Below are 20,870 nucleotides of genomic sequence, written 5' to 3'. Positions count from 1 at the left end.
AAAAACAAAAAACACAAAGCGAAAGAGATCGCGCTTTGCGTTTTTTTATCTTTGGATAGAAAAGTGGATTACTCCATTTTATAGCTTTGACGCGTCACTTTCCCCTCTCGTACCGCAGCGATAATAGTTGGAATAGCCCCAATCGCCGTAAAGAGATAGACCAGACCTAAGTTCCCGTAATATTGACTCGCTTCCAAATACCCTTCACGAATCAAATCAGGTAAAATACGGAAAGCGTAGAAGACATCAACGTCTGTGTAATAATTCGCTACACTGATCGACCAGTCGATACGATTCCCGACATAGACCATAATGATCATGACGATGATACTACTAATAATACCTTTTGTACTGAGTTTTCCACCTAATAATTCATACCCTTTGATGGCACAGATCGCCATTGCGATTCCAGACAATGCAGCTACATATCCCAGTTGTCCTAATAAAATAATTGCGCCGGCACCAATCAGTGAACCAAGAAACGCGCCCACTGTTCCAGCTAGCCAATTTTCTTTTTTCTGCCCTTTTTCCCGTTCTTGTGCAAGGACCGCTTCTTGTTGTTTCTTAAAGCAAGCTTCACACGCAATGACGGGAGTGCCGCTAATAGCATACAGCGAAACCGGCTCAGTGATCGTTCCGCAGAAGGTACAAGCATTTTGGTAAGCTTTCGTCTTCAAGAAATTCGTCAATTGGTCCAACGCAGTACGGATCTTGTCCACAGTTTTCCCTGCAGTCATCGCTCCGCGTAATGTATAGGCAACTTGATATCCTTGGATCACACAGTCGGTGATCTCTTTTGACTCACTTAAAACTTCTTTGACTTCTTCTTGGTTCGGAAGTTCCCCCTCTTTGCTAAGGGAAAAATGAGCCACAAGAGAATAACTATTGTTATTCTCTTGAACTAAAAAAAGTTTATAACTATGATACGTTCCATAAATCACCCCGGTGGAAGTATCAACTGAGAGCCCCAACGGCTCGGCAAATTTGGTCAATGTCTTCTCGATCTTCTTATTCATTTTTCTCCTTCTTTCCAACAAACACTTACCTTTTTAGGTATAGCTAAAAGTTTAAGGAGAGTAGAAATGAAAGTCAATCAATTTGTTCAAAAAACCTAGTTTTTTTATTTATTCTGTGACAAATCGCCGCAATGCATCAGCAACCCCATGGTCTGTATTGCTAGCCGTCACAAAATCAGCTTTTGCTTTGACCAAATCGGGCGCATTCTCCATCGCAACACCGATACCGGCTGAAGCAATCATTGGCAGGTCATTAAAATTATCGCCGATCGCTAAGGTTTGCGCCAGCGGCACTTGGAAATAGGCCGCTAATTCATTTAGCGCCTTATCTTTTCCCACAGCTTGATGAGTGACTTCCAAATAATTCTCTTTGGATAAATAAAAGGCGCTTTCTAAAAAGTCAGCGTTCTGGCAGGCAGCATGAAGCGCTTGGATTTCTGCCGTTGTGCCGATCAAAAGAAACTTATGTACCTCAAAAGCTTCTTGTGCCAACAGTTGTTCCAATGAAGTTTCCAAAGGGGTCTCTTTGGTAATCGCCGCTTCTGCCTGTGCCCACTGATCCACTCTTTCGCAATACCACTGATCACCAGAGTAGACATTGATGGAAACGGCAGGAAAATCAGCTTTGATGCGAGCAACCAAAGTCTTTGCTTCTGCTTTTTTGACCTCATGACTAAATATTGGTACAAGCGTACCCGTATGATCGTACCGTCCAATCAGGGCACCGTTGTAGCAAGCCAAGGGCCAGTCTTCTATCTCTAATTCTTCAGCTATCGGTAGCATTCCTTTCGGGGAGCGAGCGGAAGCCAAAACAAAAGGAATCGCTTGCTGCTTCAACCGTTTGATTTCTTCAATCAAAACCGGATCGATTTGATGTTTATGATCCAAGATCGTCCCATCGATATCACTTAAAATAAACCCAATCTGCTTTTTTTCCAAATAAACCATCCTTTCCCATTCCCATCCTTTTTACGAAAGCGAATTGATCCATCGCTTTCGACCAAAACAAGCGCCGTTTCCATAAAACGAAAACAGCTTTCTTGTCCTTCTTTGCTTCCAGTTTACCATACTAGCCAATGAAAAAAAGAGTGCATCGCTGCACTCTTAGGAAGTATAGATATAAAACTCGATTTCCTTCTTGATCGGCTTTTTGATCCAGCGTTTCACAGCAGCTGCCCGCTTCAAGCCCATATGCTCATAAAAACCGTAATTACAAGTGGTATCGGTATAAAGGAAAAACGGAGCTGTTTTATCATGCTGGACCATCGCTAAGAAGGAAGTAAAGAGTTGCTTGCCTACACCCAATCCTTGTGTTTTGGGACTAACGGCAAACAAACCAACTTCGGTCTGAAAAGGAATTTGTAAGTCTTTCAACATCGCTTGATTTAACTCAGCCACCTCTTTGGCATAATGCAGCAGCGTGTTTCTCCCTTGATTAGAAAGCACTAAGCAGCCAGCATGCCACATCGTTTTCCCCCAATAGCGCATTGGATGAAGCTTCTTCCCTCTTTTACTGTCTGCTAATAAGATACCGACAGCTTCACCATTTAAAAGAGCCACACGTGAATAGGTAGCACGGGCAAGTTCATAACACAAAAAGACATGAGCAAAGTGTTTGGCGGTCTTCTGGTCAAATTGCTTGTCGTAGTTCCAGCTATCAATAATTACTTGCACAAGCGCAGGCAGATCTTCTCGTTTAAATGGTCGATATGTTACTTGTTTATTCATTCTATCTTCCTCCCAGTAGTTGACTATCTTTAGTATAAAGTTTACAGTAACTGTAAAGTCAAGGAGGAGCGCCATGAAAACCAAATTAAAAGTATCGGAAATGGCACGCTTAGCGCGAATCAATCCTCGGACACTCCACTATTATGACGAGATTGGGCTATTTCAACCAAACAGCAAAGACGAGAACGGGTACCGGTATTATTCCCTTGATCAACTTTTGGATCTCGGATTGATCCTGTCATTGAAAGAATTATCGATGCCCTTAAAAGAGATTCAAACAGCGTTGCAGGGGGATGCCGAGACCATGAGAAACTTATTGGAAGCCAAGCGGCAAACCATCGATGAAAAAATTCAGCAGTTGTCCAACATCCAAAAAATCATCGAACGAAAAGCAGCGGACTTGCGTCTGGCTGCAGAAAAAACTTCCCCCTTCACCTTGAAGGAACAGCCAGAGGAGTATTTCTCCCTTAGTCCTAGATTAAACGGCAGCAGCATCCCAGAGATGATCACCCAAGCCTACGACCTTTTGATGGCACAGCCTTATCTTTTCTCGAATAACGAATACGGTTTTATGATTCGGACGAACAAAGACAATACGCAGGACATCGACTACGTTTATGTGCGGCAAGAAGAACCACAACGAGCTTCCTTCGTGAAACCAGCAGGTTGCTATTTAACCACCATTTATCAGGGGGATGACGAAGGATTGAAGCAGTTCTATCAAAAACTCAAGCAGCTGATTGCAGCGCACCAATGGCAAATCGATGACTACTTCTATGAACGATCGATCCATGAAACGACCCTTAGCAACGAGCAAGCTTATTTGACAGAGATCCAAGTACGGATTTTATCTGAGGAATAAGGATTCGTCTAAACAACACTAAAAAGTAAATGAAAAAACGCAACGACCACGAGCAGTTTCTTTCGCCTCGCCGTCGTTGTGTTTTAATTAAATCAAATGGTTTTCTTTCAACAGATCGCCAATGTAGGTATGTTCGGTTTTCTTAACGAATCCTTCCAATAGTTTCCGTTCGATAAATGGTAGCTCCATTTCCGTGATTTTTTTCTTATCGGTCAGATAATAGACAGCTTTGGCCAAGGTACGCAGATCATAAGCGGAAGCAAACACTTCTGGTACCCCGCGTTCCACATCTAATAGCTGATAAACAGCCTCCATTGCAGTCCGAACGGAATACTCTGTTGTAAAAACAGTGTCTCTTTCAGTCTCTGCGAAATTACCGATAAAAGCTAAGTTTTTGGAGCCATTTGGAATAACCAATGGCCGATCCCCTGGCTCACGCAGCATGAAGTAGGAAGTGATAAACGGCATGTAAACCGGAACTGCCACACTTGATTCTTTTGAAATGCGTTGGATTTCTGCTTCCGGCACGCCTAAATGGTAAAGCAGTTCTTGCACGATTTCTTGTCCCGAACATTGTTCAATTGGTTTTTTGATGTAGTTTCCTGGCGTATTTGACAACAATCCATACACCCATGTGATCGTTTGTTGGTCTTTTTGTTCTTTAAAGTGCGGTTGGCGATGGGTCGCAAAGCTCATCATCCAATTGGAATCTTTGATGGTGATGATCCCGCCAGTGACGATTCTGCCTGTTCGCAACTTGCGATGGGTCAATTTTTCTAAATAAGGTTCAACATCAAAATTTTGCCAAGTGACAGTTGCCGAAACAAACCAGCTTTCTTCAGGTAAGTTTTCATAAAAGACTTCTGGATGACCAAACTCAGGCGATTGCGCCGCCAAGTTTTTCCATAAACGCCAGCTACCACCAGGTGCTTTTGAGATAGGCGCTGGAGTATAATGGTCCCCTTGCGTGGAACTTTCAGTGATCGATCCGTTGGTAACAAAGACCAAGTCATCTTCTGACAAAGGAATTTCTTCGATTGCCCCCGCTTTTTCTAGCACAAGTTTTTGAGCAACTTTTTCCTCGCCCACGATCCGAACATCGATATTGCTGACTGTGCATTCATATTGGAAGTCGACTCCTTGTTCTTCCAAATAAGCAAGTAGTGGTTTGACCAATGACTCATATTGGTTGTAACGGGTAAATTTTAACGCGGTAAAATCAGGCAAGCCATCGATATGATGCACAAAACGCAACACATAGCGACGCATTTCAATCGCCGAATGCCATTTTTCAAAGGCGAACATCGTACACCAGTATAGCCAAAAATTGGATTCAAAGAATTCTTCGCCAAAAACATCTTCGATTTTTTTCCCGATCAATTGATCTTCTGAAGTCATAAATAATTGAGTCAATTCTTTTTGTGCTGTAGCAGACAAGGTAAATTCTCCATCATCTGCTGCTCGTTGGCCGCGATTGTGGATGATCCGACAGTTAGACGAATTTGGATCATCGTGATCCAACCAGTAAAACTCATCTAACACTGAAGCATCTTCCACCTCCAAAGACGGAATCGAGCGAAATAGATCCCACAGACACTCAAAATGATTTTCCATTTCTCGACCGCCGCGGGTCACAAATCCATCATGGGGAATGAATTTTCCGTCTAATGAACCGCCTGATAAAGAAAGTTCTTCAAGGACGTGGATTTTCTCACCAGCCATATGGCCGTCACGGATCAAGAAGACTGCCGCAGCAAGTCCTGCTAATCCACCACCAACAATATAGGCTTCTTTCTTTTCGACATCTTTCGGTTTTCTGCTTCTTGCAAAAGCTTCGTAATTTCCGTTCGTATATCTCATGTAGATCCCTCCTAATATTGGTACGTTTTTATGGTATCAGTAACTATTTTTTTTGACAAAAATTTGTACTAGTAAAAACAAGTGATTTTGACAAATCGGCCTTTTTGTCAAAAAAACAAGGGCAAAATCCCACCTTTTAGAAGATCTGCGCCCAGCACAAAAAGCGCCCCTAAGAAAACTGATTGCAGCTTTCTTAGGGGCGTTTCTAACAAAGGACAAACCCTTTGCCTTTTCAATAAAATATTTATTTCACGCGTAGAGCGAAGCTAGCAGTCGAAAAGCCTGATTGTGCTTCGGTGACTGTATAACCCGTGCTTGGCGCATGGATATAGCTTGTATTACTTGTAGCGATCGCTACATGGTAGGTATTCCCTTTTTGACCCCAGAACAGCAAGTCGCCAGCTTGTGCTTGCGAGACAGGAATGATCGTCCCTGCGCTTTCTTGTGGGACTGTCCAATCACCGATGTTTTTGCCCGTCACTTTTAAGAAGACGTAGCGTGTAAACCCAGAACAGTCGAAGACATCTGGTCCTTTGCCTCCCCATTGATAAGGAGTGCCGATATGTTTTCTAGCTTCTGCAACGATCGCTGCTCCGTTCACGCTCATCGGAACATTGGTATTGCCTGCGTTGTTATTGTTGCCAGGAGTCGTCGCACTGACTTCTTTGACATATGCTGCAGATACCCAGCCACCAGTTGATAACTTATACCAAGTGGTATTGCCATTGACTGACGTGCCTTGTTTTTGAGCCACTGCTTTGAAGGTCGCATTACTGCCCAAACTGCTGACCACACTTGCAGAAGTCGATGCATTTGAGCGCACATTCATCCCAGTGGTTGTTTGGAACGTCTTATTGATGGCTTGCTCACTCGCATTGCTTGAGCCGTTTGATGAACCAGTATTGTTTGAACCTGTGTTTGAATTATTGTTATTACTTGTATTTCCAGAACTAGACGTGACGTCACGCACATATGCCGCTGTGATCCAGCCACCAGTCGATACTTTGTACCAAACATTGGTGCCGCCAACGGATGTGCCATTTTTCTGGGCAACGACCTTCACCGTCGTGCTGTTGCTTAGGCTGCCAACGACACTGCCGCTTGTTGACGCACTCGAACGAACATTTAATGCCGCTGTTGTTTTCACGTTCTTGCTGATAGCCGTTTCTGCAGAAACACTTGTATTGCCGCCAGAAGAACTATTGCCTGTGGAGTTACTGGAAACATCTTTGACATAGGCTGCCGTGATCCAACCGCCTGTGGACAATTTGTACCAAGTGGTCGTGCCATTCACCGATGTCCCACTCTTTTGTGCAACGACCTGTACTGTCGCATTACTGCTCAAACCGCGTACGACACTAGAACTTGTCGTTGCATTTGAACGGACGTTCAATGCAGTAGTCGTTTTCACTGATTTCGAAATTGCTTTTTCCGATGAAGAAGACGACGAATTGGACGAGCCTGTATTGGCAGAAGAAGAGCCTGAGGTGCTCTTCACATAAGCCCCTGAGATCCAGCCGCCTGTTGATAGCTTATACCATATTGTATTGCCATTCACTGAGGTACCGTTCTTTTGAGCCACCGCAGTGATTGTTGTATTTGCTCCTACACCACTTACGATAGAGGCGCTCGTTGAAGCATTTGAACGAACATTCAGTGAAGCTGTTGTTTTAAATTGTCGATTGATCGCCGTTTCAGCTGACGATCTGGCAAGAGTAGCAGTTGTGTTGGTTGATGACGAAGCGTTCGTCGTTTCGGTCGCATGAGCAAGAGACGTAAAGACACCTGAAGTTGATGCTAACGCTGCTGTGATACCCAATCCTTTTTGTACGAAAAGGGACCGTTTTTGTTTCACTAAACGCTTCCGTTTGATTTTCCGAGATTCCAATAAAACACCCCCTGTACCCCATTTTAACAAAAATTAATATTTTTTGATATTGTTTTCGTTTTGTATTTTTTTAATTTGCGTTTAATAAAACGTGTCATTTATTTTCCTGCGTTATTCTTTTTAATCACTTTCTCTTTGACGCTGACCACTGACACTATATTTACAAAGATTTCTATAAACAACAAAAAAATGCTATTTCATTCAACGTTATTTTAATTCGCGAATAAAAACAGGATTTTTTTTGCAAACAAACCCACTTTTTGAAAATCAAGACTGTTATTTGAATAACATTTCTTTCCTGATCCCCTTTTTCAAAAATCGATACTAAAATCACCCATTTATCATTCCTTTTTTACACACGGGATTCTGTGAAAAAGTTTTTTCAAAAAGAATGCTTCTTTCACCAGTGTGATCGACGCTATGATGAAATCCTGTTACATCGCTTCCAACTGGATACGAATTTTTTGATAGAGAAGTCCCTCACTTCTACCGAAAGAAATATTTTCACAATGTATTTCATACGAAAGTTTATAATACCAAGGAGAAAACCAAGAATTTGCATAAGTTTGTGAAATTATGCTATACTAAAAAAAAGGAAGAGGTGACCGAGTATGAAAACAAAGACGAAAGAAAAAGTTTATGCTGAACGACAACATAACTACAAAACGAAAAAAGAAGAGATTTTCAAAAAAGCCCTAGATTCCGTACCGACCACAGACAAGAAAAAAGAAGAACAGAAAAAGAAAGCGTAGAATCCTGCGTTTTCTTTTTTTGTTGATCTGTAAAAAGACGAGGCTTCGCCGAAGGGTGGCGAGTCTCGTCTTTATTGTAATCGAAAAAAAAGCAGGCTATGATACTTTCTATCTCAACCATTGTCAATTCACCTTGAAAATCACCGAATGACTACCATCAATGCAATAAAGGGAAACTCTTCCTCAAAAGAAGCGACAGTTTCTTATTCCAACGGGTCTTAAACACAATATTTAGTAGGCGAAAACACGTTCCTACAATATATTGTGGATAAACCTGTTGAAACTGTGCATAACTAAAAAGCCTGCGATTTTTTCGCAGACTTTTTAGTTATTGACATGCTTGAATTAATCTAGAGATAAATAATAGCTCACATTATCTGGTAACGGTTTAAAGCCATTCTTTTTGTAAAAATCCGCTGCGGGCATACTTTCTTCGGTATCTAACAGGATCGTTGGAATCTCTTTCTTGAGCAGATCCTCTTTGATCATTTCTAAGAAAGTGGAACCCAAGCCCTTTCCTTGGTGCGTGCCTGTAATTAAAAAGGTGTCGACCACATACTCTTTTCCTTGATACCAGGGCTTGATAAAGCCCAATGAAAGACCAATCAATTCATTCGATGCTCGGTTTGTTAGTCGATAACCAATAAAAGTATTCATTGCCATCATTGATGATACATAGTCGGTGATTTGCGGCACTGTCAATTGGTCATTCCATGGTTCTGCTGAAAATACAGCAATATAGTGGTCCACGACTTCTGCTAAATCTGCCGTTGTTAATTCACGCATGCTTACGTTCTTTTCCATCCTATCTCCTGCTTCCCTTTCTATTTCGGTCGAGCCTATACTCGAAGAATCCACTAATTTTTGTGCGTGTATCAATCATCGATTCGTTTTGCATAGCCATTGCCATAACTGATATAACGGCGCTTTTGGTTGACGGCCATTTTTTTATGAATCTCTGCTTCAAGATCAATGGAAAGGATTTCTGCTAACCCAAGAAGATAAATCGCCACATCCGCCAATTCTTCTCCTACCTCTTGTTGCTTCCGATAGGCATCAAAGGCCTCCCCTATTTCACCATATAAAGCCAAAAACTCTTTTTCAATATTGGTGACATTGAATTGGTGATCAATCTTGTTTTGATAAATCGCTTTTTGCATTTCTGATAGTTTCATAGTCGCTCCTTTTGGGATAGTATACCATTTAATTAAAATTCAAAATAGAAACTTAGTAAAAAAATCACCTCAAAAAATAGTGACCCCAAAACGTTAGAATTTTGATCTAACTTTTGTAGGTCACTATAATATAGGATTCCCTTTTTTTATTCTGCCCGCTCCAATTCAGCAGATTTGATTGCAACCCGTTGAGCGATTTTTAAAAATGGAAAATAGATTGCTACACAGACGACGATGATGATCACTTGAACCAAAACAACTTTAAAATCCCCTTTTGATGCCAACAATGCACTAAGAATTGGTGGTGTCGTCCAAGGAACCATCACAGAAAGTGGCTCAATGAATCCTACTGCGGTAGCAAAGTAGCCAATCAACGTCGCCACAATTGGACTTGCAACGAAGGGAATGATCATGGGTAAATTGAAGACGATCGGTAAACCAAAGATGATTGGCTCATTGATATTAAAAATACCCGGAGCTAGGGATAGATTGACGACATCCCGAAAAGGTTGGTAATTGCGGACGAATAAGAGCACTGCAATGATCAAGCTGATCGTAAATCCAGTCCCGCCTAGTTGTGCGAAAACCGTCACGAATGCTGAATTTAAGATATTGGGCGGCGCAGCACCGTCCTGCACGGCTTGCATGTTTTCATTCATATTGACTAACAGCAATGGATCTAATAAGGTGCCATTGATGACGGTTTGGTGAATGCCTAAAGTAAACAGAAAGTTGCCCGTTGAATAGATGATCAAGAACCCAAAAATCGATGTGTTCAATAAACGCAGTGGTTCTTGGATCACTGTGGAAATGATTTGAATCAGATCGGTATCAAAGGCTGCTAGCACGGTCGCAACTAAGGCAAAGAAAGAAATCACTAAAATAGCAGGGATCAACGTGCTGAAGGATTTGCTGACGGCAGGAGGAACTTGATCCCCTAAATTGATTTTTAAGTGCTTGTTTTCTGATAGCCGAATAAATAATTCCGTGGCAACTAGCCCACAAATGATTCCAGAAAACATCCCTTTGGTCCCGACATCATCAAACAGCATCACACCACTGATGGTCACTTCTGCTTGGGCGCCTTCTGGCATCACGGCATGAGCCATCGCCAACATGACCACTAAGCAAGTCGTTGCCACAAAAGTTGCATTGATAGCGCTTGGATTATTTTTGTTGCGACAAAGGAAGTAGGCGATCATCGGAGCAATCAGCAAACCGGCGATATTCAATGTTCCATTGGTGATGGAATTGCCAAACACTTGCATTCGCGCCAAGGCAGCCCCTTCTAAGAACCACGGAAAGAAGACATTATTAAACAACACAGCGATCCCTGCGATAATAAAGGCAGGCATTAAGGTCGCAAACGCATCACGAAGACTTTTGAGATGAACCTGATTGCCGAGACGGACCGAAAACTCTGTAAATTTATCTAAAAACGTGCGCTTTTCTGCTGCCATTTTCTGTTCCTCCTATTCTGCATATGGGTTTGTATAGATCGTACTACCATTCGTTTTGATCACTTCTTTGAACCATTCATACGATTTTTTCGGCACACGTTTCATATCTCGCAACTCATGATTGCCACGATTGACATACACAAGTCCGTATCGTTTCTCCATATCACCTTGAGAGCTCAAAATGTCGATCAGTCCCCAGCCAAGATAACCAAGACAGACCACTCCATCTTCCACCATCGCTGCAAACATCGCTCGAATATGCTCTTGATGGTAGGCAATCCGGTAATCATCTTGAATCGGTTCGTTGCCATTCCAATGCTCTCTGACACCAATTCCGTTTTCAATCGGAAACACTGGCAACCGGTACCGCTGATAGACTTTATTTAAGACATCACGGAAGCCGAGCGGATCAATTTGCCAATTCCATTCCGTCGTTTCAATATACGGATTGTCTTGTTTTCCAAAAGTCATGTACCGATTTGGCGGCGTTCCTTCAGGGATTTTTTCAGCGTTCAAGGTAGAAGAAGCATAATAGCTAAAGGCAATGTAATCATTTTTCTGCGCTGCGATCGCTTCTAATTCCCCAGGTAAAATATTCATATTGAGTTGATGATTTTTCACGTATCGGTCTTGTGCTGCCGAATACTTGCCGTGCGCATAGCAATCTAATAAAGTAAAATTCGCAAATTCATCAAACTCTCTTGCTGCTTTGATGTCTTGTGGACGACAAGTCGCTGGATACGCTTCAGAATACGCCAGCATGCCGCCAATCTTCGCATTTGTTGTTTCATGAAGATAGTTACAGATCTCTGCATGGCAAACCATGACATTGTGGAAAATTTGATACAATTCTTCTGTTGTTTCTTCCCCTTCTAAATAGCCGCTGATCTTAAAACCATGGTCTTGGTGGAAAAGATTTTGTTCGTTAAAGGTTAACCAATAATGGACTTTATCCGCAAAACGATCCACCATTTCTTTACCAAAGCGAATGAATGCGTCCTTCACTTCTTTGCTGATGAACCCGTTATAGGTTTTCGCCAGATGCAGGGGCATATCAAAATGATACAAACAAATCATAGGCTCGATTCCTCGAGCTAACAGATCATCAATAAAACGATCGTAATAGGCGATCCCTTCTTCATTAAAAGCACCATCTCCATCGTGAACGACCCTTGACCAAGAAATTTGGAAACGATACATGTTCATCCCCAAATCTTGCATATAATCAAAGTCTTCTGTATACGCATGATAGTTATCATTTGCTACATGCCAATCGCTAGCCTGTTCCGAAGCTTCCCGTATATCATAAACGGATAAGCTTTTACCACCTTCATTCCAACCACCTTCTGTCTGCATACTGCTGACACTGTTCCCCCAATAAAATGTTGTCATAGTGATTCCTCCATCATTTGTATTCGCTTACAAAACCTATTATAATTAGGTGAAATCGGCATGTAAATTTTTCAAACACACATGTAAATCTTTTTCTGTACATTTGAATTGCAGTTGATTCTTTAATGATATACCTTGTTTTTATCCCCTTCAAACAAAACTCAAGTCCATGAATTTCTTTACATAAGGAGTGATGACTATGACAAAATACAAAGAGATTGTTGATCAGTTGCGGACGAATATTTATGAAGGTGTTTTTCCAGCTTTATCAAAACTACCGGAACAAACGGCGTTAGCCAAACGATTTCAAACCTCGCGAATGACGATCCAAAAAGCGCTAAATCAACTGAAGCAAGAAGGCCTGATTTCCACCAAAAGAGGTCATGGCACCTATGTCAATTCAGCGACCTACCAAGGACAGATCAATGAGTATATCGGTCTAGTCAACCGATATGGCGGGCGGCATAAAGTGCAAAGTAAAATCATTAGTTTCAATGTTCGTTTCCCAGAAGCCAACGAAATGGATTACTTGTCCTTGCGAGAAAACGAACCTGTTTATGATATCGTACGACTGCGCTATGTTGATAACGAACCCTTTGAATTGGAGTACACGATCATGCCCATCAAAACCATTCCCGATATTGATATGGCGATCCTTGAACACTCGATCTATCGATATATCACTGATTCCTTACACCTCAAAATAGGCCCCGCCATACGTAAAATCCGTGCCGACAAAGCGGATTCCTATGATATCAAATATTTAGAAGTTGATCCCAATGATCCGATCTTAGAATTAGAACAAGTTGCTCGTCTCTCCGACGGACGGCCCTTCGAATTTTCACAAACTCGTTATCCTTACCAAAATCGTGAGATTTACTATCTTTCTGAACCTTAATGGCAAAAAAACAAGTCTGAAGAAAACTCAGACTTGTTTTTATTGTCTAGGAAAGGTGAACTCGTTAAGATTCTTCGTTTTTTTTCGCCGTTCGCTCGGGACTGACCCAAACGCCGCTACCGTAGCCAAGGATGGTTTTGACGGCTGGAATAAAGGTAGTGACGATCGTTATGGCATTAATCATCCAGTAAAACAGCATGTAAAAAGGGGCAAAGCGGAAATACTTCAGCTTGCTGCGGTTGTCATCCGCCAAAAGGCTGGTAAATAGCTGCATGACCCCTGCAATCATCTCAAAACAAACAAAGAGAAAGGCCATCGTAAACATATGGTAGATCCGCTCGTAATTCCCAGTTGCCCCATAATAAATCAGATAAAAAACAAACAAAGCCGAAGACAACCAGAAAAAGAATGACCATATAATACTTAAGGACTGATCCACAAACATGGCGGTTCGTCCGATATTTTCAAAAGGGTGTAAGAAAACTTTTTTAAAATTGGTCAACCACACTTCCGTTCCGCCTTTCGCCCAACGTTTCCGTTGCCGATAGAGCATCTTGAGTGTTTCTGGCACCTCCATGAAAAACATCACTCGTGACGCAAATAATGACAACCAACCATGGAATTGGTGGTCCCAGGCAATACTGATATCTTCCGTGGCACGATTTTGTCGAAAGAGACCAACGTCCATCAATGCGGCTCTACGATACATTGTGTTGGCACCGCTATAGGCATAGATGACGCCGAAAACGGCTTGCTGGGTTCGTTTGATAATTCCTACGATACTTGAAAATTCAACGGTTTGCGATTTCCCGACGATCGTTGTGCGATTTTGAACGTCCATATTCGCCGTAATGGCAGAGATATTGATGGAATCTTGGCGGATGAAATAATTGACATATTTCCACAATGCATCAGGTTCAGGGACCGTATCTGCGTCGTTGCTCAAAATCAATTCCCCTTTAGCAAACCCTACACCAATATTAAAGGCATGGGCTTTCCCTTGGTTTTTTTCGATACGCAAAACCCTTAGATTCGGGTACTGTTCCATCAATCGATCTAGTATCACAGGAGTTTGATCCGTTGAGCCATCATCCGTCACCAACACCTCATAGTTGCTGTAGTTTAGATTGTTCATTAAATAATGAATCGTGTCTTCAATTACGACTTCTTCATTGTGAGCCGGTACCATAATGGTGATCATCGGCTCGATTTCTTCGGGGATCGGTATCCACTCTAACTGACGATAGCGGAACAAAAAACGATTGCAGATCACCCCGATGAACCAAGCAAAGCCGCCTAAAATGGGATACGTGAACAGAATCATTAAAACAACCGTTAAAAATGTATCCAACCACGGGAACCCAGTATCAAAATTGACAACCATCAGCCCACCCCATTTCTACGGAAAAGTTCTTGGATCTCCGTTTCTCCAATGTTTTGCTCAGGAGTAACGGCATAGTACTTGGCAGCGTGACGCTCTTCTTTCGTTCCGAAGCGTTCTTCGTAAAAAGCTTCTAATACTTCTTTGCGTTTTTCTAAGGCAACTTCGTCATGCATCGATTGCTTTTGCAACAATCTTTTGAAACGCCGGTTGTTCCTCAAGGTCAACAAAGTAAATGTCAGAACCAAGACCAAAAAAGAAATTCCTAGGAACAACGCCAAAAAATCAAAAGTCACTGCTTCTTCCAGATATGTCCGAAAGGCGATCCGATCCGCTAGATTCGGTAAAGTCAGCGGGATGGCCAGCCAGACAAACGGAACCAAGACCATCAGCCAAGCAAGAATCGTCAAAATCGTTTGGCGGGTCTTCAAAGCAGAACGACCTTTTTGAAAATACGCATCGGTGACCAACCGTTCTTTGACTTCTTCCCGTGTCACTCGTTGTTTCATTTTACTCACTCCTTAAAAAGTATTTTTTGCTGTGAAGAAAAAGAAGCAACAAAAGCAAGTCGTCTTTTGATGGACCTGCTTCGTTCTTCTTTTTGACCTACTTGGATTTCTTGCCAACTTTCAACGCATTGAACAGCGTGTGAAATTGGCCTTTAAAGGACATCACTTGCTCAAACACATCTTCCCCATCATTCAGCATCTTGACAGTCACCCAGCCTAATGCTTCGGTGATACCACTAGCCACACTGGCATTGATCGCAGCTCCAGCAACGGTGCCTACTGCTGGGACAAATTTCAAGATATTGCCAACGGCACTGCGTCCAAAACTCACCACCACTAACTCTTTCGAGATACTCTTCGCTAACCCTTCACGCCACGTTCGCCCAAAAATGCGATACAAACGTGCCATCATCGTCATTTGAACCGGCACAAGTAACACTGCATCTGAAAAAGGAATCGGTGAACAGCCGATGATCGCCGCCGTCAAAGAAGCCGCATGGATCGTGCGGTGGGCTTTTTTCCGCGTTTCATCATCTACGCCAACCAAAAACTCCTCAAACACCTGATCAAATTGATCCTTGCTTTTCGCTAACACTTTTTCCGCTTGGGCTTTTGATCCGTCATAGCCTTTCATCACAAGGGCAGCCGATTTTTTCGGCATTCGCATCATGACATCCGCAAAAAAAGAAGTAAACTCCGCTTCTTCTTGCAGCTCCTCTCCCGTTTGACTTTGCTCGACTTGAACGGACTGTTCCGTTAATAATTCATTTTCGTTTTGTTTCTTTTTGCGTTTTATCCATGGTTTTTTCAAAGAAATGTCTCCTTCTTTCGACTCGTTGTTCATTTAAAAAATCAAAGTGAGCCATGATTTTGTTCCTCTTTCTATTTTAGCTCAGGTTTTTCAAGATAGCGAAAATGTAGCTTGAGAGAGCTTACACTTGCTAAAAAAATGCATATTTGCATCTTAACATTATTTATTTATATTATCGTTTTTTTATGCTATGATACACAAAAGGAGTGGATCGAATGAAAAAGAAATTGAATTGGAAAGTCCTTTTTTATCTAGGCTTATTGACTTACTTTCTTTTAAGCGGGATCTTCGCATTCTTTGGAGTCGAAATACCGTTTCTTTATAAACGTTGATCTTCACGTTTTCTCAGAACCATATCATTCAACTCTTTGCTCTATGTTGAGAGAATCCATCATTCTATCGTCCATTCAATCTAATCAGAAAAGGTGATTTTCTTGTCCATTTTATTTGATCTATTGCAGCTGCTTGCCGTTATCTGTATCGCGTATTTATTGTTCACAAAAAACCATTTCCTCAAACAATTAACTGCTGTTCAGAAAATGGTCTTTGTCGTTTTATGTATTTCGGTGATACTGCCGGCTCTTTATGAATTTATTACTGGTTTTGCGCAAGGATTTTGGGAACGGTTGTAATTCACGGTTCCTTAGGAAACACGCTGCCTTTACAAGACAAACAGATAGATCATATCTACCAGTCCTTTCTCCTTTTATTCAAGCAATGAACCAATTCTTTGGTGCTTAGAATACTAAGAAGAGAGGTTTTTTGTCTTTTTCTGTGTTAAAGTATTTTTTGATCGTACAAAAAAAGAACCCCTCAAAAGAGGAGTTCTCAAGGCTTGCTTACATCATGCCGCCCATACCCATTGATGGGTCCATTGCAGGAGCTGCTGGCGCTGCTGGTTCTGGTTTGTCGGCAACGACTGCTTCAGTTGTTAACAATAATGCGGCAACAGAAGCTGCGTTTTGTAATGCAGAACGCGTTACTTTTGTTGGGTCAACGATCCCAGCTTCTAGCATGTTTACCCATTCGCCAGTTGCTGCATTGAAACCAACACCTAAGTCAGCGTTTTTCAATTTGTCGATGATGACTGAACCTTCGTAGCCTGCATTTTCAGCAATTTGACGAACGGGTTCTTCTAATGCACGTAAAACGATTTTGACACCTGTTGCTGCATCGCCATCTGTTTCGATTTCTGCAACTTTGTTGATGACATTGACTAAGGCAGTTCCACCACCAGAGACCATGCCTTCTTCAACAGCGGCACGTGTTGCGTTCAATGCATCTTCAATACGTAATTTCAACTCTTTCAATTCAGTTTCAGTTGGTGCCCCAACTTTGATCACTGCAACTCCACCAGCAAGTTTTGCTAAGCGTTCTTGTAGTTTTTCACGGTCAAAGTCAGAAGTTGTATCAGCGATTTGGTTTTTGATCAATTGAACGCGTGCGTCAATTGCTTCTTTTTCACCAGCACCTTCAACGATCGTTGTGTTGTCTTTATCCACAACCACTTTGCTTGCTTGACCTAAGTTATCGATGGTTGCATCTTTCAACTCAAGACCTAAGTCTTCAGTGATCACTGTACCACCAGTTAAGATCGCAATGTCTTCTAGCATTGCTTTACGACGGTCACCAAATCCTGGTGCTTTCACTGCGACAACGTTGAATGTTCCACGGATTTTGTTCAAGACAAGTGTTGGTAATGCTTCGCCATCAACGTCATCAGCGATGATCAATAATGGTTTTGATTGTTGTAAGATTTGTTCTAACAATGGCAAGATATCTTGGATGTTAGAGATTTTTTTGTCAGTGATCAAGATGTATGGATTTTCTAACGCTGCTTCCATTTTATCGTTGTCAGTTACCATGTATTGTGATAAGTACCCACGATCAAATTGCATTCCTTCCACAACATCTAATTCTGTTTCGATCCCTTTTGATTCTTCAATAGTGATAACACCGTCATTGCCGACTTTTTCCATTGCATCAGCGATATATTGACCAACTTTTTCACTACCAGAAGAAACAGCACCAACTTGTGCGATTGCTTCTTTTGAATCAACGATTGATGAAATGTTGTGTAGCTCTTCTACAGCCACTTTTGTTGCCATTTCGATCCCACGACGAATACCTAATGGGTTCGCACCAGCGGTGACATTTTTCAATCCTTCACGAACGATTGCTTGTGTCAATAACGTAGCAGTCGTTGTTCCGTCACCAGCGATATCGTTTGTTTTTGAAGCGACTTCAGAAACAAGTTTTGCGCCCATGTTTTCAAAATGATCTTCTAATTCGATTTCTTTAGCGATCGTTACACCGTCATTTGTAATCAATGGTGAACCGTAAGATTTTTCTAAAACCACGTTACGACCTTTAGGACCTAAGGTTACTTTTACTGTATCTGCTAATTTATCTACCCCACGAAGCATTGCTGCGCGTGCGTCTTCTGCAAATTTGATTTCTTTTGCCATGATTTCATCACCTCAAGTATTTTTTATTTTTCTTATTCTACTACTGCAATGATATCTTTTGCAGCAACGATCAAATATTCTGTTCCTTCATATTTCACTTCTGTGCCAGCGTATTTTTCAAACATTACTTGTTCGCCAACGTTGACAGCAACAGGAGCTTTTTCACCGTTTTCGAGCGTGCGTCCTTCGCCGACTGCAATAACGGTACCCGTTTGTGGTTTTTCTTTTGCTGCTGATGCAAGCACGATTCCGCCTACAGTTTTTTCTTCTTCTTTTGCGACTTCGATAATCACACGATCACCTAATGGTCTTAACACGATAAATCCCTCCAATGAATGTTATAGAATTTAGTATTAGCACTCTCTTGTATCGAGTGCTAACTTACAGTTTCAATATTACTCATTTTCCCAAATTTTTGCAAGCCTTTTGCTAAATTTTTTTTGCATTTCTATTTGATTGATAAAAATAGTAGGATTTTTTGTTTCTAGAAGCAACCTAGTCTATAATGAAGCAAAGGAGTGTGAGGAAACAACTATGTCTTTATCAAAATATTCTTTGTCCACGATTCTTACTTACGGCATCGTCTTTTTTCTACCGATCGCCTTCATCCCTAGCGGACATCAAGTGGCCGCAACAACGATTGGTTATTTAGTTGGTGCTGCGATCATGTTTTTCTTGTATTTCAAACAAACGGAACCGTTATCGTTTGAACACAAAAGATCAAAAATTTCATCGATTCTTATTTATGGACTGACAGGTATTATTGCAGCGATCTTGTTGCAAAATCTAGCCATTTTTATCGAATCGCTTTTCGGTGAAGTCAGTGCTTCGCAAAATACCGAAAATATCATTGCTATTGTGCTGCAAAACCCACTGTTCGCCCTCGCGGCAATGGTTGGTGGACCAATTATGGAAGAATTTGTCTTCCGCAGAGCCTTAGTTGGCATCATTGGGAAATACAGCAATGTTTGGGTCGGTGTAGTGGTCAGCGCTGTAGCCTTTGCCTTTGCCCATAATGACAATCATCTCTTAGTCTATATTTTCTTAGGACTGTTCTTTTCTGGGCTTTATGCCTTGACCGGCAGCATTTGGACTTCCATGATTACCCATGTGGGAATGAACACTTTAGTTATTATTATTCAGTTGTTGCTTCATTACGGCTATATCCAAATGCCCTAAAGAAAAAAAACGCTACGCAGAAATTTTGCGTAACGTTTTTTTTCTTTATACCTTCATGCCATTGGACGCAATCACTTGCTGATACCATGCAAATGAATCTTTCTTCCGACGATCAAGGGTCCCATTTCCTTCATTGTCTTTGTCCACATAGATCACACCGTAGCGTTTCTTCATTTCCCCTGTACCAGCAGAAACCAAGTCAATGATGCCCCACGGTGTATAACCCAATAAGTCGACGCCATCATAAGCTACTGCTTCTTTCATCATTTCGATATGGGCTTTCAGGTAATCAATACGGTAGTCATCATGGATCTGCCCATCCTCTTCCACTGTATCTACGGCACCAAAGCCATTTTCTACAATGAAGAGCGGCAATTCGTAGCGTTCGTTGAACCAATTCATGGCGTAGCGTAAGCCCACGGGATCAATCTGCCAGCCCCATTCGGAAGCATCAACATAGGGATTATCCACCAGATCTTGGCTCTCATCATAGTCATAGGTTGGATCATTTTCCTTACCTTTGATCGCAAAAGACATATAGTAACTAAAGCCGATGTAGTCAACACAGCCGTTTGCCAAAATTGCTTCATCTTCAGGGGTGATATCTAAATCAAATTGTTTTCTCTCAAAATAGCTACGCATATATCTCGGATAGTGTCCACGGGCATGCACATCTGAAAACCAATAGCGGCGCTGCATGGCCACCGTGGCTGCCATCATGTCTTTGGGATCGCAAGAATACGGATAGATTGGACACATTGCGATCATCGATCCGATTTGAAACGCAGGATTGATTGCATGCCCTAGCGCCACCGCTTTCGCACTGGCAACGAGTTCGTAATGGGCTGCTTGGTACATGATTTTTTCTCGGTCTTCTCCTTCGGTAAAGAACAGACCGGAATTGGTAAACGGCGCAAAATCTTCTTTGTAGTTTGCTTGATTGTTGATTTCATTGAAAGTCATCCAATACTTCACTTTCTTTTGATAGCGCGTAAAACAAACTTCTGCAAAGCGGACAAACAAATCGATCAACTTACGGTTACGCCAACCTCCGTATTCGGTAACTAAATGATAGGGCATTTCAAAGTGAGAAAGGGTAATAACCGGCTCAATGCCATAGCTTAAACACTCATCGAATAATTGATCATAAAAGGCCAAGCCTTCCTCATTCGGCTCGCGTTCATCACCTTTTGGAAAAATACGGGTCCAGGCAATCGATGTTCGGAAGCACTTCAACCCTAATTCGGCAAAAAGCTTGATGTCTTCAGGATACCGATGATAAAAATCGATCGCTTCATGATTGGGATAGCTTTCGCCCGGTTGGATACCTTCCGTGATTCGGCGAGAAATTCCGTTGCCTCCTACAGTCATGACATCAGCGACACTCACGCCTTTTCCACCCGCACGGTAGCCGCCTTCCAATTGGTGAGCAGCGACTGCGCCACCCCATAAAAAATCGTTTCTAAGTTTATTCATTTCTGTTCAACCTGC

At 41.9% G+C, this 20,870-nt stretch carries 20 protein-coding genes; 5 read left to right on the top strand and 15 right to left on the bottom strand.

Annotation, left to right across the window (positions count from 1 at the left end; all coding sequences use genetic code 11):
• Positions 1 to 68: 68 nt before the first annotated feature.
• From IGI86_RS04060 to IGI86_RS04050, 3 genes are all read right to left on the bottom strand, one after another.
• Positions 69 to 1,016 carry a hypothetical protein gene (locus IGI86_RS04060; protein WP_005237351.1) on the bottom strand — a complete coding sequence of 316 codons (948 nt, stop codon included), beginning with the start codon at positions 1,014 to 1,016 and terminating at the stop codon, positions 69 to 71.
• A 108-nt stretch (positions 1,017 to 1,124) separates the two neighbouring features.
• Positions 1,125 to 1,964: a Cof-type HAD-IIB family hydrolase gene (locus IGI86_RS04055; protein ID WP_005237353.1), complete on the bottom strand. Its 840-nt coding sequence runs from the start codon at positions 1,962 to 1,964 to the stop codon at positions 1,125 to 1,127.
• Between the two features lie 156 nt (positions 1,965 to 2,120).
• Positions 2,121 to 2,744 carry a GNAT family N-acetyltransferase gene (locus IGI86_RS04050; protein WP_034878738.1) on the bottom strand — a complete coding sequence of 208 codons (624 nt, stop codon included), beginning with the start codon at positions 2,742 to 2,744 and terminating at the stop codon, positions 2,121 to 2,123.
• A gap of 73 nt (positions 2,745 to 2,817) precedes the next feature.
• On the opposite strand from IGI86_RS04050, the gene IGI86_RS04045 reads away from it, so the two are divergent.
• Positions 2,818 to 3,606 (top strand): MerR family transcriptional regulator, encoded by a 789-nt coding sequence (locus IGI86_RS04045; protein WP_005237356.1) that lies wholly within the window; start codon positions 2,818 to 2,820, stop codon positions 3,604 to 3,606.
• Between the two features lie 87 nt (positions 3,607 to 3,693).
• On the opposite strand, the gene IGI86_RS04040 is transcribed toward IGI86_RS04045, so the two are convergent.
• Both IGI86_RS04040 and IGI86_RS04035 read right to left on the bottom strand, forming a co-directional pair.
• Positions 3,694 to 5,466, bottom strand: coding sequence for an oleate hydratase (locus IGI86_RS04040; protein ID WP_008377255.1), 1,773 nt, complete (start codon positions 5,464 to 5,466; stop codon positions 3,694 to 3,696).
• 244 nt (positions 5,467 to 5,710) lie between these two features.
• A complete protein-coding gene (locus IGI86_RS04035) occupies positions 5,711 to 7,354 on the bottom strand; it encodes an SH3 domain-containing protein (protein ID WP_034878740.1) in 1,644 nt (547 codons plus the stop codon).
• A gap of 611 nt (positions 7,355 to 7,965) precedes the next feature.
• Here IGI86_RS04035 and IGI86_RS04030 point away from each other — a divergent pair.
• A complete protein-coding gene (locus tag IGI86_RS04030) occupies positions 7,966 to 8,106 on the top strand; it encodes a hypothetical protein (RefSeq protein ID WP_005237363.1) in 141 nt (46 codons plus the stop codon).
• Between the two features lie 345 nt (positions 8,107 to 8,451).
• Here the strand turns inward: IGI86_RS04030 and IGI86_RS04025 are convergent, their stop codons facing one another.
• The 4 genes from IGI86_RS04025 to IGI86_RS04010 all read right to left on the bottom strand — a co-directional run bounded on the left by IGI86_RS04025 (position 8,452) and on the right by IGI86_RS04010 (position 12,133).
• On the bottom strand, positions 8,452 to 8,910 hold the full coding sequence (locus IGI86_RS04025; RefSeq protein WP_008377253.1) for a GNAT family N-acetyltransferase: 459 nt from the start codon (positions 8,908 to 8,910) through the stop codon (positions 8,452 to 8,454).
• A 71-nt stretch (positions 8,911 to 8,981) separates the two neighbouring features.
• On the bottom strand, positions 8,982 to 9,281 hold the full coding sequence (locus IGI86_RS04020) for a MazG-like family protein (protein ID WP_005237365.1): 300 nt from the start codon (positions 9,279 to 9,281) through the stop codon (positions 8,982 to 8,984).
• 146 nt (positions 9,282 to 9,427) lie between these two features.
• Entirely contained in the window at positions 9,428 to 10,741 is a 1,314-nt protein-coding gene (locus IGI86_RS04015; RefSeq protein ID WP_005237366.1) for a PTS sugar transporter subunit IIC, read from the bottom strand.
• A gap of 12 nt (positions 10,742 to 10,753) precedes the next feature.
• Positions 10,754 to 12,133 (bottom strand): glycoside hydrolase family 1 protein, encoded by a 1,380-nt coding sequence (locus IGI86_RS04010; protein WP_005237367.1) that lies wholly within the window; start codon positions 12,131 to 12,133, stop codon positions 10,754 to 10,756.
• Positions 12,134 to 12,332: 199 nt separating this feature from the next.
• Here IGI86_RS04010 and IGI86_RS04005 point away from each other — a divergent pair, with 199 nt between their 5' ends.
• Positions 12,333 to 13,031: a GntR family transcriptional regulator gene (locus IGI86_RS04005; RefSeq protein ID WP_034868333.1), complete on the top strand. Its 699-nt coding sequence runs from the start codon at positions 12,333 to 12,335 to the stop codon at positions 13,029 to 13,031.
• A 64-nt stretch (positions 13,032 to 13,095) separates the two neighbouring features.
• Here the strand turns inward: IGI86_RS04005 and IGI86_RS04000 are convergent, their stop codons facing one another.
• The 3 genes from IGI86_RS04000 to IGI86_RS03990 form a co-directional block, all read right to left on the bottom strand.
• Positions 13,096 to 14,415, bottom strand: coding sequence for a glycosyltransferase family 2 protein (locus IGI86_RS04000; RefSeq protein WP_005237369.1), 1,320 nt, complete (start codon positions 14,413 to 14,415; stop codon positions 13,096 to 13,098).
• On the bottom strand, positions 14,415 to 14,921 hold the full coding sequence (locus tag IGI86_RS03995; RefSeq protein ID WP_005237370.1) for a hypothetical protein: 507 nt from the start codon (positions 14,919 to 14,921) through the stop codon (positions 14,415 to 14,417). The genes IGI86_RS04000 and IGI86_RS03995 overlap by 1 nt, the downstream gene beginning before the upstream one ends.
• 97 nt (positions 14,922 to 15,018) lie before the next feature.
• Entirely contained in the window at positions 15,019 to 15,765 is a 747-nt protein-coding gene (locus IGI86_RS03990; RefSeq protein WP_016613772.1) for a YcjF family protein, read from the bottom strand.
• A 401-nt stretch (positions 15,766 to 16,166) separates the two neighbouring features.
• Here IGI86_RS03990 and IGI86_RS03985 point away from each other — a divergent pair, with 401 nt between their 5' ends.
• Positions 16,167 to 16,364 (top strand): hypothetical protein, encoded by a 198-nt coding sequence (locus IGI86_RS03985; protein ID WP_016610551.1) that lies wholly within the window; start codon positions 16,167 to 16,169, stop codon positions 16,362 to 16,364.
• A gap of 207 nt (positions 16,365 to 16,571) precedes the next feature.
• On the opposite strand, the gene groL is transcribed toward IGI86_RS03985, so the two are convergent.
• Both groL and groES read right to left on the bottom strand, forming a co-directional pair.
• Entirely contained in the window at positions 16,572 to 18,200 is a 1,629-nt protein-coding gene (gene groL / locus IGI86_RS03980; protein WP_005237384.1) for a chaperonin GroEL, read from the bottom strand.
• 32 nt (positions 18,201 to 18,232) lie between these two features.
• A complete protein-coding gene (gene groES / locus IGI86_RS03975) occupies positions 18,233 to 18,517 on the bottom strand; it encodes a co-chaperone GroES (protein ID WP_005225291.1) in 285 nt (94 codons plus the stop codon).
• 217 nt (positions 18,518 to 18,734) lie between these two features.
• Here groES and IGI86_RS03970 point away from each other — a divergent pair, with 217 nt between their 5' ends.
• Positions 18,735 to 19,379: a CPBP family intramembrane glutamic endopeptidase gene (locus IGI86_RS03970; protein ID WP_008377239.1), complete on the top strand. Its 645-nt coding sequence runs from the start codon at positions 18,735 to 18,737 to the stop codon at positions 19,377 to 19,379.
• A 45-nt stretch (positions 19,380 to 19,424) separates the two neighbouring features.
• Here IGI86_RS03970 and IGI86_RS03965 read toward each other — a convergent pair whose 3' ends face one another.
• Entirely contained in the window at positions 19,425 to 20,855 is a 1,431-nt protein-coding gene (locus IGI86_RS03965; protein WP_087664408.1) for a 6-phospho-beta-glucosidase, read from the bottom strand.
• Positions 20,856 to 20,870: the final 15 nt, after the last annotated feature.

Origin of the sequence: Enterococcus sp. AZ188, assembly GCF_050544075.1 — a bacterium.
Taxonomy (GTDB): domain Bacteria; phylum Bacillota; class Bacilli; order Lactobacillales; family Enterococcaceae; genus Enterococcus_D; species Enterococcus_D entomosocium.
This window is presented reverse-complemented; position numbering and strand designations above follow the sequence as displayed.

Bases quoted from the DNA above. Each gene is read 5' to 3' on its own strand.
- IGI86_RS04060 (WP_005237351.1), bottom strand. From the start codon at position 1,016: ATGAATAAGAAGATCGAGAAGACATTGACCAAATTTGCCGAGCCGTTG.
- IGI86_RS03970 (WP_008377239.1), top strand. From the start codon at position 18,735: ATGTCTTTATCAAAATATTCTTTGTCCACGATTCTTACTTACGGCATC.
- IGI86_RS04010 (WP_005237367.1), bottom strand. From the start codon at position 12,133: ATGACAACATTTTATTGGGGGAACAGTGTCAGCAGTATGCAGACAGAA.
- IGI86_RS04025 (WP_008377253.1), bottom strand. From the start codon at position 8,910: ATGGAAAAGAACGTAAGCATGCGTGAATTAACAACGGCAGATTTAGCA.
- IGI86_RS04015 (WP_005237366.1), bottom strand. From the start codon at position 10,741: ATGGCAGCAGAAAAGCGCACGTTTTTAGATAAATTTACAGAGTTTTCG.
- IGI86_RS04030 (WP_005237363.1), top strand. From the start codon at position 7,966: ATGAAAACAAAGACGAAAGAAAAAGTTTATGCTGAACGACAACATAAC.
- IGI86_RS03995 (WP_005237370.1), bottom strand. From the start codon at position 14,921: ATGAAACAACGAGTGACACGGGAAGAAGTCAAAGAACGGTTGGTCACC.
- IGI86_RS04050 (WP_034878738.1), bottom strand. From the start codon at position 2,744: ATGAATAAACAAGTAACATATCGACCATTTAAACGAGAAGATCTGCCT.
- IGI86_RS04020 (WP_005237365.1), bottom strand. From the start codon at position 9,281: ATGAAACTATCAGAAATGCAAAAAGCGATTTATCAAAACAAGATTGAT.
- IGI86_RS03990 (WP_016613772.1), bottom strand. From the start codon at position 15,765: ATGAACAACGAGTCGAAAGAAGGAGACATTTCTTTGAAAAAACCATGG.
- IGI86_RS04055 (WP_005237353.1), bottom strand. From the start codon at position 1,964: ATGGTTTATTTGGAAAAAAAGCAGATTGGGTTTATTTTAAGTGATATC.
- IGI86_RS03965 (WP_087664408.1), bottom strand. From the start codon at position 20,855: ATGAATAAACTTAGAAACGATTTTTTATGGGGTGGCGCAGTCGCTGCT.
- IGI86_RS04045 (WP_005237356.1), top strand. From the start codon at position 2,818: ATGAAAACCAAATTAAAAGTATCGGAAATGGCACGCTTAGCGCGAATC.
- IGI86_RS04000 (WP_005237369.1), bottom strand. From the start codon at position 14,415: ATGGTTGTCAATTTTGATACTGGGTTCCCGTGGTTGGATACATTTTTA.
- groL (WP_005237384.1), bottom strand. From the start codon at position 18,200: ATGGCAAAAGAAATCAAATTTGCAGAAGACGCACGCGCAGCAATGCTT.
- IGI86_RS04005 (WP_034868333.1), top strand. From the start codon at position 12,333: ATGACAAAATACAAAGAGATTGTTGATCAGTTGCGGACGAATATTTAT.
- IGI86_RS04040 (WP_008377255.1), bottom strand. From the start codon at position 5,466: ATGAGATATACGAACGGAAATTACGAAGCTTTTGCAAGAAGCAGAAAA.